Consider the following 13226-nt stretch of genomic DNA (forward strand, 5'->3'; position numbering starts at 1 on the left):
GTATTTTATTTGCTTATGCAACTAATGAAGTAAAAAAAGGTTTCAAATTTGAAATAAATGTTTAATTTAAAATTTTTGATTATGAGCAATTTAGTTAATGTTCCTAAAAACAGAAGTTTAGCAAGCACGAATTCAAATGCAAACTTCTCAAATTTATCGCATTGGATAGACGAGATCTTTAACAGAGACCTTCCATCTGCGTTCACTTCAAATTTCAATACAGGCATTACCTTACCCAAAGTTAACATTAAAGAATCGGCTGATGCCTATATGGTTGAAATGGCTGTCCCGGGTCTAAAAAAATCAGATTTCCAAATTAACCTCAACAATCAGGTATTATCAATTTCTACTGAGACAAAACAAGAAAACGAGCACACTGAAGAGAATTATACGCGTAGAGAATTTGGCTATTCGTCGTTTAAAAGAACCTTTACCCTACCAGAAACTGTTAACGACGATAAAATAAATGCCAATTATAAAGATGGCATTTTAACTATTGTTTTGCCCAAAAAAGAAGAAGCCAAACAAAAGCCCGCAAGAACAATTAGCATTTCTTAATTTTTTCCAAATTATAGAGATGAATAATGGGGCTGAAACATAAGTTTCAGCCCCATTATAAAAAACAAGTTATTTATTGTTTATAGAGTTTTTTTCAATAATAAAAAATTAGAAATAATGAAAACATGTGGTATTTTGGCTATGGCTATTTTATTAAGTTTTAGCTGTAGCGGACAAAAAAAAGACATCGAAAAAAATGTGCCCAAAACCAACTTGGAAAAACAGATAGAACAACCCAAAGGCTCTTGGAAAGTTGACAAGGAATTTGATGAAAACGGCAATTTAATTAGGTACGACAGCATCTACTCTTGGTCTTCTGGCAATGCGTTTGATGCTCTAACAAATGTAGAGCGCGATAGTTTGATGCAATCTTACAAATCTAGGTTTTTTAAAAACTTTTCGAGATTTAGAAACCAAGGTTTCGAAGACTTCTTTTCTCAAGATTCGCTTTTTAGCAAACAATTTTTTAATGATGATTTTTTTGGTAGTGATTTTGGTAATGATTTTATGGACATTGATAAATTTAACCAACAAATGATTGAAAGACAAAAGCAGTTTTTAGAAAAATACAAATTGGAATTTATAAAGCCTAAAGAAGAGCATTAATTGCCCAATTTGAGATACTTAAGCTAATAATTATTTTACAAATAGCAACATGCGCCATTGCAACACTTTGTCTCTGTTTACAACCTTAATGCAAAAATAAAAATCAATCTTCTGGCGGATACCCATGTATATCTTCAAAAACGGTATCAAAATTGGCACGCAGATACGCGTTTAGCTTTTTTCTGTAATCGCCTTTTAACCATTCTACAAAATTATAGGTGCTTTTGCTAATGCATTTGGTGTATCTGCCAATTCTAAAATCTATATCGTCTCCAAGCATTTTCGCCAAGGCCAAGGCATCGTAAACATCTTCACTGTTTTCTATGCATATTCTGGCATGCTGTTCTATAGAGCGCTCTAAAACCACTTTTGATGAAGCTCCTGCCCTAACAGATTCTACATAGGTTTTTTGTACATCGAAATACACCACTTTGGATTTTGAGAATTCTGCGCGCAATTCGTCGGGCATTTCGTATCTAAAATTGCTTTCCAACTCTTCGTCGCTCAACAAAGAGTCTAAATAATAGTAAGGCGACTTAAATATTTTTTGCCAATCCAGATCGTCTCCCCAAGCACCAAAACGATGGAAATTATTTCCTAAATCAATAACATCAAACGTTTTTTTATCTTTTAAAATACGCGACCCTCTACCAATCATTTGGTAGTAAAGCGTTAACGATTTTGTAGCTCGGTTTAAAATGATGCTTTCAACGGTTGGCTCGTCGAAACCAGTTGTTAAAATACTAACCGATGTTAAAATGGCATCGGGTGTATTTTTAAACCATTTTAAAATTAAGGCGCGCTCTTTTTTAGTATTGGTATTATCGAGATGTGCAATGGGGTAACCGGCACGCCTAAAGGTATCGTAAACGTGCAGCGAGGTGTTAATACCATTGTTAAAAATTAATGTTTTTTTACCTTTCGAGCGCTCTTCATAGGCTTGTATTAGCTTAGATAGCATGTCGTTGTCTGTATATAAATCTTCAGAAGATTTTACAGTATAATCGCCATTGGCGCCCACAACAAGCGATGTTAAGCCCACATTGTAAGAGTACATGTTAGCCCGTGCCAAAAAGCCGTTATCAATTAAGGATTCTATACTTTCGCCAACAATCAATTCATCATAATTATCGGTCATGGGCAATTCTACACTAGAGCTTAAGGGCGTTGCCGTTACGCCCAAAATAAACGATTGGCTAAAAAACTTGAACAATTTGGTAAACGAGTTGTAATGCGCCTCATCAATAATAACCAAACCAATATCCGAAATATCTAATTTATCATCATTTAATCTGTTGTTTAAAGTCTCGACCATGGCTACAAAACAGCTATATTCGGCTTGGTCGCTTAAATCTGCCTTACTGTCAATTACTTTATTATGTACTGCAAATTCTGTAAGCATGTTCGAGGTTTGCTTGCACAACTCTATGCGGTGCGTCATAACAAGCACCTTTTTTTTATGGTGCTTTAAATACTGTCTTACAATTTCAGAGAAAATAACCGTTTTTCCGCCACCCGTTGGAAGCTGGTACAATAAATGATAATCGTCTGGAGATTCTTCAAAGGCCTTGAAAATTTTATCTATAGCTCCTTTTTGATAGCTATAAAGGTCTTTGCCAGCTTTTCTTTCTTCTAATTCTAAAGTCGATATTTTAGACATATTTTGATTTTTCAGAGGTGCAAAAATAACACCTTTAGAGGGTTAATAACTAATGTTTGCCATGAAAATTATAAATGAATTTTAATTCTTCTGAAAATGAGGGTAAAAATGAATGATTATACAATATTACTGCAAACTAATTCATATTTTTATACTTCTTTTTAATTAGAAAACATGCAAGCTAACGACAAAACTAAAATAACATCATATCAAGCTGATTCAAAACGCTATGACAATATGAAATACAATAGAACCGGGAAAAGCGGTGTACGCCTTCCAGCAATTTCATTAGGGTTATGGCATAACTTTGGTTTTGTTGATGACCTTAAAAATGGAAGAGACATTTTAAGAACAGCTTTCGATTTAGGAATAACGCATTTAGATTTCGCCAATAATTATGGACCGCCTCCGGGGTCTGCTGAAGAAAATTTTGGAACTATATTTAAGCAAGACTTTAAACCGTATAGAGATGAATTATTTATAGCCACAAAAGCAGGATATACTATGTGGCCTGGACCTTACGGAGATTTTGGATCTAGAAAATATTTAATATCTAGTTTAGACCAAAGCTTAAAACGCATGGGTTTAGATTATGTTGATGTTTTTTATCATCACAGACCAGACCCAGATACGCCACTACAGGAAACCATGGGTGCGTTGGCAGATATTGTTAGGCAAGGCAAGGCTTTATATGTGGGCATTTCTAATTACGGACCAGAAGACACCCAAAAGGCTGCTAAACTATTAAAGGGTTTGAATGTGCCTTTTATTTTGCACCAAGCCAGATACTCGATGTTCGATCGTTGGGTGGAAGATGGACTTTTAGATACTTTAGAAAACCATGGCGTTGGATGTATTGCGTTTTCGCCTTTAGCCCAAGGTATGCTTACCGATAAATATTTAAAGGGGATTCCTGAAAACTCTAGAGCAGGAAACGATTCGGTTTTTTTGAATGCAGAAATGGTTTATTCTCATATTGAAAAAATTAAAAACCTAAATGCTATGGCGCAAGAACGCGGACAAAAACTATCGCAAATGGCAATTGCTTGGATTTTAAGACAGAAACAAGTCGCCTCAGTATTGGTAGGCGTAAGTTCTGCAAATCAATTGAAAGAAAATGTAAAAGGTTTAGATTGTTTAAACTTTAGTGAAGGGGAATTAAATTTGATTGATAAGATTGTATCTTAAATTATTCTTTAACCACTATAATAGTTGCTTTTACACCACTTGAAAGGTTCCATTGATTGCCAGCAATAATATTACCTTTATCGTCTATAACATGAAATTCGGCAGTATTGGGCATTAAATAACCTTCATTTAAAGCTAAAAAATCTATTTTGTTAAAACCATCTTTTAAATCTAATTTAAAACCTTTAGTGCTGTTTGTTAACATAACTCGAAATTCTAAAATTTCATCGTTTACCAATACACGAATATAATCTCCATCTTGCTCTCCAAAGTCTCTATAAACAACTCTAACATATTTAGATTTGGTTTTAAAATCACCGAAATATTGGTCGGTTTTACTGCCTTTTGTGCCTAAAAGCATTTCGGTTTTAAGTTCATTGGTTTTTTTATTCAATCTATCTTCATATAATTCTCCCGGATTCCCAAATTTTTCACCAAACATGGAAAATTCCTTTTTAGGAAAATTTAAAGCAGTATTTGTTTTTGGCACAGACATACCATTAACCGTGTTGTTTTTAATAGGTTTTGAGGGCAACATGGGCTTAACTTCGGCAGAATCCTTTTTACTTTTTACCGCAGGAATAGATGTCGATTTATTTTTACTATCTATTTGAGCGTTTGCCGTTAAAGCAAAAAAGCACAAAACAAAAAAGGCAGCATAAAATTTCATCATTTTAAATTATTCAATAAACTGTTGTTTAATTTTTTTATCAATTTATATAAGTGCCGTTACGGACTTCAAAGCTATTATTTTTATCTGAAATTCTTCTTATTACAAATGTTATTTAGCATTTATTTAAGCAAAAACCATTCCTAAATATAATATAAAGTCTTTCAATACATAACAAACTTACCTTGTATTCCCCCTTAAATAGTTAAAATATGTTAATTAATTAGTATGTTATGCATAGTACTGTAACAATATTTAATTCGCATCGTCTTATCAGTATAAATCAATTAAAAAACAAAAATCATGAGAACATTAAACACCAATCAATTAAGCAGCACTTTAAACCATACAAAAAGCAACCAATGGAATAGCAAAAGGCGCTTTAGATAGTTAGAATCCATCATCATTAAACAACAATTCAGATATTTAAATCACTAACTAGCAACACTTTAAAACATATTTGAATAATTATAAAACAGTAATCAATTAAAAAAACAAAATTATGAGAACATTAAACACCAATCAATTAAGCAGCACTTTAAACCCTACAAAAAGTAACCATTGGAACACTAAAAGACGTTACAGATAATGTAGCGTCTTTTAATTGAGAATTTATCATCATCAATCAAAGAAATCATGAAATTATCTATCAAATTATCTAAACATTTAGGCATAAACACACAAGAAAACACGTCGCAAAATAGGCGAATAATAAGTTTTAATAACTCAAGTGGGGCGATTTGGAAAGGCACTAAGCGTTATGCTCACTAAAATAAGCTCTGGCAAAGGGTATTGTTTTTTAAATTAAGTTTTATTTTCTTACCAGTTAAGGGGATTGCTAATGACTCCCAACAAGTTGGGCAAGGGAAACCACGGTGAATAAACTCGAGGAATTCCTTTCGATTAAAGCTAAGGCTAAATAAAATTCTATAAATTTAATGGCCTTTGTAACAGAGTTTCCGGATCTGATTACTAAATTGAAAGAATTAATGAATTACAACTAAGGATTAGTCATTTGCAAATATAAAAAAAGCGAAAACCGAATTTTTTAAACCTGATCTAGTTCCATTTTACCAAAAGGCAGCAATAAAAACTAACACAACATGGTGGCTTTAGCACAACTGAAAAATCGCCCAAAAACGCTTGTCCTTTAAATTTTATAAAACGCAACCGATTGGTTATTTTACGGCTGATTTGGTAAACTAATCCTCTTTTTTAAACCCATAAAACATTTGCTTTAAAAAACTTTTGGGCATTTTAAAATCGTCTGAATAGCCCAATTCAATAGTTCCGCTTTTTTCTGGAACAAAATTGGTTTTAAAAATATAATCCCATAAACTTAAGCTAATCCCAAAGTTTACACCGTAATTCCGGCCTTTGGGCAAACTGTACGCATGATGGTACAAGTGCATTACCGGATTGTTAAATACATACTTTAAAGGGCCGTAAGTGAGTTTAACATTGGCGTGGTTTAGGTGGCCAATGGTTATGGCTATAAAATGAACAATAAAGGCTTGCTCGGGCTCGAAACCACCTAAAAGCATAACTGCTAAAACCTTTAGGGGTTTATAAAAAATATTTTCCATCCAATGGTAACGTAAATGTGCTGCAAAACCCATTTCTTTTACCGAGTGGTGTACTTTATGGAATTTCCACAAAATATTAAAACGATGTAATAAAACATGCGTAAACCATTGCACAAAATCCTGTAAAACAAAAAAAACCAGAAGTTGGATCAACATAGGAAATGTTGCTATATCTATTACCGCTAAAGATTTTGCCGTAATACCCAACTGCAAAAACAAAACTTCCAACGCCTTGTAAACACCACTTATAACTATAGCAAAAATGAAGAAATTAAAAAACATATAAAAGGCATCGAGCCAAAAATCTTTTCTAAAAATAGATTGGTTTTTTCTCCATGGAAACACAATTTCCAAGCCCCAAACAACAAGCGAAATAACAATTAAACCCCAAAAATAATTGGTGTACCAGGGCACGTTAAAAACTATGGAATCCCAGGTCCAGTTTAAGGTATTGAAAAATGCTGTTTTAAAGGCCTCAATGTAATTCATAAATTTTATTTTGCACAAATACACTAATATTTAAGTCATAATGATCGTAAAAAAAAATGAAACGTGGTATTCTTTTAATTTTCTGTTTCAATTTTCACATAAATAATCAATAAACAGATTGCTACATCATTAAAAAAAATGATGCGCAATGACGAACAACAATCCTACAAGAGTTTATCTTTTTTCAAAATGAAAACTCAACAAATTTTAATATGCCAAAAGATCTTTTAAAGCGGCTTCAAACTTACCTTTAGCGAGGTATTGTGCTTCTAATTGATTGGCAAAAGGTATAGGGGTTTCCATACTTGCCACGCGTTTTACAGGGGCATCCAAATACTCAAAACAATGTTCCATTATAAGAGCGGAAATATCGCTTGCAATCCCACCAAACAAAGAATCTTCTTGCAAAATAATGGCTCTTCCTGTCTTTTTTACCGAATGGTAAATTGTTTCGGTATCTAAGGGCTGAAGGGTTCTTAAATCTATTACATCTGCCTGAATGTTATTATTGTTCTCTAAAGTTTCCAACGCCCAATGCACCGCGGCGCCATAAGCAATAACGGTTACATTCTTGCCCGTTTTTAAAACCGATGCTTTTCCAAATGGCAAGGTGTAATAATCTTCGGGAACCTCTTGACGGATACTCCTGTACAAACCTTTATGCTCGAAAAACAACACCGGATTGGGGTCGTTTACGGCGGTTGCCAACAAGCCTTTGGCATCATAAGGAAATGCAGGATACACCACTTTTAAACCCGGGGTTTTGGTAAACCATGCTTCGTTGGTTTGCGAGTGAAACGGACCAGCAGCAACGCCACCACCACATGGCATTCGTATAACCACATCTGCATTTTGATTCCAACGGTAATGCGATTTTGCCAAATAATTAACCACAGGATTGAATCCAGAAGTCACAAAATCTGAAAATTGCATTTCTACAACGCTTTTAATTCCGGCTATAGATAGCCCCATGGCAGCCTCAACAATGGCCGATTCGCAGATTGGTGTATTACGGATTCTGTCTTTTCCAAAGGCTTCAACAAAACCCTCGGTAATTTTAAATACGCCACCGTATTCGGCAATATCCTGTCCCATAATTACCAAATCGTTATGTTGTTGCATGCTTTGTTTTAATCCTTGGGAAATGGCATCTATCAAACGGATCTCTTTGGTGTTTTTATTCGGCGTAATCTCCTCATATTCAAAATTTTTATACACATCATCTAACTCATTGGTTTCATTAGGAATAATGTCAATTTCATTAAAAGCAATGTCTAAATTCTCATTGATCTCTTTTAATATTCCTTCTTTTATTGACACCTCTTCGACTTCATTCAACAACCCTTCGGCTTTTAAAAACGACTGGAAATTAACCACTGGATCTTTTTTAGCCCAGGCATCCATTAGATTCTGCGGCACATATTTAGTGCCACTTGCCTCTTCGTGCCCGCGCATTCTAAAAGTTTTAAATTCTATTAAAACGGGGCGTGGATTTTCCCGAATGTTTGAGGCAATGTTACTAACTTTGGTGTAAACTTCAATAATATTATTGCCATCAATAATATGCGATTCCATGCCGTAACCCAAGGCTCTATCTGCAATGTCCTTACAATTATACTGTTCGCTATTTGGCGTAGATAAACCGTAACCATTGTTTTCAACACAAAACATAACGGGCAGTTTCCAAACTGAAGCCACGTTTAGGGCCTCATGGAAATCGCCTTCGCTAGTACCGCCATCGCCTGTAAAAACAGCCGTAGCCTCGTTTTTGTTTTTTAAGTTACTGGCCAGGGCAATACCATCGGCAACGCCCAATTGCGGCCCCAAATGCGAAATCATACCTACAATTTTGTACTCTTGGGTTCCAAAATGGAACGAGCGGTCTCGACCCTTAGTAAATCCAGATGCCTTTCCCTGCCATTGGGCAAATAACCGCTGCAAAGGGATGCCCCTAGTAGTAAACACACCAAGGTTTCTGTGCATGGGCAATATGTACTCGCTTTGGCTCATGGCCATGGTTACACCAACCGAAATTGCTTCTTGACCAATACCAGAAAACCACTTGCTTATCTTACCTTGACGAAGTAAAATAAGCATCTTTTCTTCAATCATTCTGGGTTTTAGCATATTGGCGTAAAGCTGAAGCAACTTCTTCTTATCGAGATCTTTAGCAATATAGGCCATATTGAATAATGAGGTGGTATCGCTCATAAAACAGGGGTTACAAATTTTATCAAATATAAAATAAAATGGATATATCTTCAGAAAAGTTATCTCAAAATATACCCGAAAAAATCTACAATGTTTTTGTACATTTGTAATACATACCATTAAAAAATTATTCTTATGAAAAGGATACCGAGTGTTAATTTAAGCGACTTTATCTCTAACGACCCCGATAGAAAGCAAAAATTCGTAGATGCCATTGGTAAAGCTTACGAAGACATTGGTTTTGTAGCATTAAAAGGGCATTTTTTAGATGATAAGTTAGTAGATGATTTATACTCTGAGGTTAAACGTTTTTTTAGTTTGCCAACTGAAACGAAACAGAAATACGAAATTCCAGGAATTGGTGGACAACGAGGTTACGTATCTTTCGGGAAAGAAAGCGCAAAAGGCAAAAAAGAAGGCGATTTAAAAGAATTTTGGCACTTTGGGCAGTATGTTGAAAACAACCCAAAATTAGAAGCCGAATACCCAAAAAACGTAACCGTAGAAGAATTGCCAAACTTTAATACCGTAGGCAAAAAAGCTTACAGAATGCTTGAAAAAACCGCAAAATACGTATTACGTGCCTTAGCATTGCATTTAGGTTTAAAGGAAACTTATTTTGACGACTACATTCACAACGGAAACTCTATTTTAAGACCCATACATTATCCGCCAATAACCCAAGAGCCTAAAGAAGCGGTTCGTGCCGCAGCACATGGCGACATTAATTTAATAACGCTTTTAATGGGCGCACAAGGCCGTGGATTGCAAGTACAAAATCACAAAGGCGAATGGTTGGACGCCATTGCAGAACCCGAAGAACTCATGATTAATGTTGGCGATATGCTTTCGAGGCACACCAACAACAAATTAAAATCTACCATACACCGCGTTGTTAACCCACCAAAAGAACTTTGGGGCACTTCGCGTTATTCCATTCCGTTTTTTATGCATCCCATTAGTGATATGAAATTAAATGTTTTAGAAGGTTGCATTGACGAAAAAAACCCTAAAGCTTTTGATGATATTACTGCTGGCGAATTTTTAACCGAACGCTTAATTGAACTAGGGTTGATAAAAAAATAAAAGCCCATCCTAACCTTCCCAAAGGGAAGGAATAAATTATAAAGAAAATAGAATAATAATCTAACAAATAAAACAAAAAACTCAAATACCCAATTTGAGTTTCTCCCCTTTGGGGAGATTAAGAGGGGCTAATATGGATTTACAAGACCAACTAAAAAACTTATTTCCCGATCATATTTCTGAAGAACCAGTTAATGAAACCCAAGAAACAAAAGATTTGTGGCTGCAAGACGATCCTATAATTTGCAAATACGAAAAACGAAAAGGCAAACCCATAACCATTTTAGAAGGCTACACAGGAGCAACCCAGGATTTTAAAGCACTTGCCAAAGACATAAAAAAAACACTAAGTGTTGGCGGTAGTTTTAAGGATGATAAAATTATTATTCAAGGTGATTACCGCGATAAAATCATGCAAATACTAAAAGCCAAAGGCTTTAATGTAAAACGCGTTGGCGGTTAATTTATGGCTAAAAAGCTATTGCATATAACAAATGGAACTAGTTTAACAAATTATTTAAACGAACTAGATATTGTTGGAGAAAAACTAACATGGCAAGAAATGCTTTGCGAAGGCCCCACGCTAGCCACTATTGATAACAATCATTTTTTAAGTTTAAGAACTTCTTTTTTAAAAGATTATTACGACATCGATTTAGATGTTAACGAAATAAAAAAAGAGCTCAATAAATTAAATGATTTGGATAATTACACAGAAATTGTGCTTTGGTTCGAGTACGATTTGTTTTGCCACATCAATATGCTGGCAGTTATTAGCCTTATAAAGCAAAAAAAAACAAGACTTCCCATCTATCTGGTTTGTAGTGGTAGGATTAGAGGCGAAAAAAATCTTAAAGCTTTACCAGAACTTACTGCAGAACAACTTTTAAAACACTACAAAAACAAGGTTAAATTAAACCCTGAAGATATACAGTTGGCCACCACGCTTTGGGGCATATACTGCGGCAAAGACCATAATTTGCTTAAACCCTTTATTGTAAAAAGATCGTCGTTTATATACCTTAACAACTGCTTAAAGGCTCATTTACAACGGTTTCCAGATTATAAAAGCGGTTTAAATGCCCTAGAACGTAATATTTTAAGCATCATTAAAAACAACACGGTAAAATCAATGCATCATCTATTAGGATATGCGATAAATTATCAAGGATACTACGGCTATACCGATCTTCAGTTCCATCGAATAATCGACAAGTTGAATATCTTTTTTTCTGTTACTACCAAAGGCTTAGAATTAAACAGAAAAGGACACGAAGCCCTGTTGGGTACTTATAATTTTTCATTACAATTAAACAACAACATGGTTTTTGGCGGTGTTAATAAATTAGATTACCAATTCAACAAAAAACAAAACAAACTCATAAAAACAATTGCAGATGGGCATTAAAGACTCCGAACTTATTTTAAATCCAGATGGCAGTATTTATCATCTTAATTTAAAACCCGAAAACATTGCAAACACCATTATTTGTGTTGGCGACCAAAACCGCGTTGAAAAAATAACAAAACATTTTGATACTATTGAGTTTAAAACCCAAAAACGCGAGTTTAAAACCCAAACCGGCACATACAAAGACAAACGCATAACGGTTATCTCTACCGGTATTGGGCCCGATAATATCGATATTGTTTTAAACGAATTGGATGCCTTGGTTAATATCGATTTAAAAACCAGAAAACCAAAAGAAAAACTTACCAGTCTCGACATAATTAGGGTGGGTACATCGGGGGCTTTACAAAGCAACATCCCGGTAGATTCCTTTGTATTGAGCTCGCATGGTTTAGATATTAATGGCATGCTTCACGCCTACCAAATTGCACCCTTTAGCGATTCAAAAATAGAAAATGCTTTTATAGAACAAACCAACTGGTCGCCTTTAAAAGCAAGACCTATAATTGTAAAAAACAGTAATAAATTAGAAAAACAATTTAAAAGCGAACAGACACATTCTGGAATTACAGCAACTGCCGGCGGTTTTTACGGCCCACAAGGGCGCGTTTTACGCTTACCTTTACAAGATGAAAGTTTAAATAATAATATGGACGCTTTTAATTTTGAAGGCACCTATATTTCAAATTTCGAGATGGAAACATCGGCCATTTACGGCTTGTCCAAATTATTAGGTCACCACGCACTTTCCTTAAATGCGGTAATAGCAAACAGAGCCAATGGCACCTTTAGCCAAAACCCCAGTAAAATTATTGAAGACCTCATTATTTACACTTTAGAAAGAATTTAAAAAAAAACACCAAATGAAGCAAGTAAACATTGGCGGTGTGCCCGAGCATTTTAATTTAGCATGGTATTTATCACTAAAAAAGGGTGAATATAAAAATGAAAACATTAATCTGCGCTGGCACGATTATTACGGTGGCACTGGCGAAATGTGCAAAGCTCTAAGAGACAAGCAAATCGATATTGCCGTTATTCTTACCGAAGGTATTGTAACCGATATTATAAACGGAAACCCATGCAAAATCGTTCAAACCTTTGTGCAAACCCCTTTAATTTGGGGGATTCATGTAGCTCATAACTCGCCTTATAAAACCATTGAAGATTTAAGAGGTAAAAAGGCGGCGATTAGCAGATACGGTTCCGGTTCGCATTTAATGGCTTTCATAAATGCCAAGAACAACAATTGGAATTTAGAAAATGATTTGAATTTTGAAGTGATAAAAAACCTTAACGGTGCTATTGAAGGTTTAACTAACCAAAAAGCCGATTATTTTTTATGGGAAAAATTTACCACAAAACCTTTGGTTGACAACGAAACCTTTAGGCGCATAGGCAATTGCCCCTCGCCCTGGCCTTGTTTTGTAATTGCTGCACGCAATGAATTTATAGAATCCAACAAAAAAGAGCTTCAAACGATTTTGAATATAATAAACAATACCACTACAGCATTTAAAGATATTCCAAGAATCGACAAAACCATAGCAAACCGCTACCAACAAAAGCTAGAAGATGTTAAAGAATGGCTGAGTTTAACCCAGTGGTCTCAGGAGCTTATAGATAAAAAAACACTCAATTATGTACAAAACCAATTGCTTGCTCTAAATATTATCCCAGAAATGGTCGATTACAAAAGGCTAACCCACAAACTCTAAAGGCATTCTATTTCTTAAACAAATGTTAATACTACCGCCAAAG

The 13226-nt window shown here is 34.9% G+C and carries 12 protein-coding genes; 8 read left to right on the top strand and 4 right to left on the bottom strand.

The features are described 5' to 3' along the window. Positions 1-81 precede the first annotated feature (81 nt). Complete coding sequence (locus ACFSQS_RS03465) at positions 82-558, top strand: Hsp20/alpha crystallin family protein (RefSeq protein WP_388014148.1); 477 nt, start codon at positions 82-84, stop codon at positions 556-558. 117 nt (positions 559-675) lie between these two features. Then, entirely contained in the window at positions 676-1164 is a 489-nt protein-coding gene (locus ACFSQS_RS03470) for a hypothetical protein (RefSeq protein WP_388014151.1), read from the top strand. Between the two features lie 103 nt (positions 1165-1267). Here the strand turns inward: ACFSQS_RS03470 and ACFSQS_RS03475 are convergent, their stop codons facing one another. Further along, entirely contained in the window at positions 1268-2824 is a 1557-nt protein-coding gene (locus tag ACFSQS_RS03475) for a DEAD/DEAH box helicase (RefSeq protein WP_388014154.1), read from the bottom strand. A gap of 174 nt (positions 2825-2998) precedes the next feature. Here ACFSQS_RS03475 and mgrA point away from each other — a divergent pair, with 174 nt between their 5' ends. Further along, positions 2999-4012, top strand: coding sequence for an L-glyceraldehyde 3-phosphate reductase (mgrA, locus tag ACFSQS_RS03480; RefSeq protein WP_388014157.1), 1014 nt, complete (start codon positions 2999-3001; stop codon positions 4010-4012). Between the two features lies 1 nt (position 4013). Here mgrA and ACFSQS_RS03485 read toward each other — a convergent pair whose 3' ends face one another. The 3 genes from ACFSQS_RS03485 to ACFSQS_RS03495 form a co-directional block, all read right to left on the bottom strand. Further along, positions 4014-4685 (bottom strand): hypothetical protein, encoded by a 672-nt coding sequence (locus ACFSQS_RS03485; protein ID WP_388014160.1) that lies wholly within the window; start codon positions 4683-4685, stop codon positions 4014-4016. Between the two features lie 1199 nt (positions 4686-5884). Continuing rightward, complete coding sequence (locus ACFSQS_RS03490; protein WP_388014163.1) at positions 5885-6757, bottom strand: sterol desaturase family protein; 873 nt, start codon at positions 6755-6757, stop codon at positions 5885-5887. A gap of 207 nt (positions 6758-6964) precedes the next feature. After that, positions 6965-8941: an alpha-ketoacid dehydrogenase subunit alpha/beta gene (locus ACFSQS_RS03495; RefSeq protein ID WP_388015106.1), complete on the bottom strand. Its 1977-nt coding sequence runs from the start codon at positions 8939-8941 to the stop codon at positions 6965-6967. Positions 8942-9103: 162 nt separating this feature from the next. Between ACFSQS_RS03495 and ACFSQS_RS03500 the strand changes: the two genes are divergently transcribed. From ACFSQS_RS03500 to ACFSQS_RS03520, 5 genes are all read left to right on the top strand, one after another. Then, entirely contained in the window at positions 9104-10054 is a 951-nt protein-coding gene (locus ACFSQS_RS03500; protein ID WP_388014166.1) for an isopenicillin N synthase family dioxygenase, read from the top strand. Positions 10055-10187: 133 nt separating this feature from the next. Continuing rightward, entirely contained in the window at positions 10188-10517 is a 330-nt protein-coding gene (locus ACFSQS_RS03505) for a translation initiation factor (protein ID WP_388014169.1), read from the top strand. A 3-nt stretch (positions 10518-10520) separates the two neighbouring features. Further along, on the top strand, positions 10521-11462 hold the full coding sequence (locus ACFSQS_RS03510; protein ID WP_388014172.1) for a DUF1835 domain-containing protein: 942 nt from the start codon (positions 10521-10523) through the stop codon (positions 11460-11462). Then, a complete protein-coding gene (locus tag ACFSQS_RS03515; protein WP_388014175.1) occupies positions 11452-12315 on the top strand; it encodes a nucleoside phosphorylase in 864 nt (287 codons plus the stop codon). Before ACFSQS_RS03510 ends, ACFSQS_RS03515 begins: the two co-directional genes overlap by 11 nt. Before the next feature lie 13 nt (positions 12316-12328). Then, complete coding sequence (locus tag ACFSQS_RS03520) at positions 12329-13183, top strand: substrate-binding domain-containing protein (RefSeq protein WP_388014178.1); 855 nt, start codon at positions 12329-12331, stop codon at positions 13181-13183. The last annotated feature ends 43 nt before the right edge of the window (positions 13184-13226 follow it).

This window comes from Gelatiniphilus marinus, from assembly GCF_042684345.1.
In the GTDB taxonomy this organism is placed as follows: Bacteria; Bacteroidota; Bacteroidia; order Flavobacteriales; family Flavobacteriaceae; genus Gelatiniphilus; species Gelatiniphilus marinus.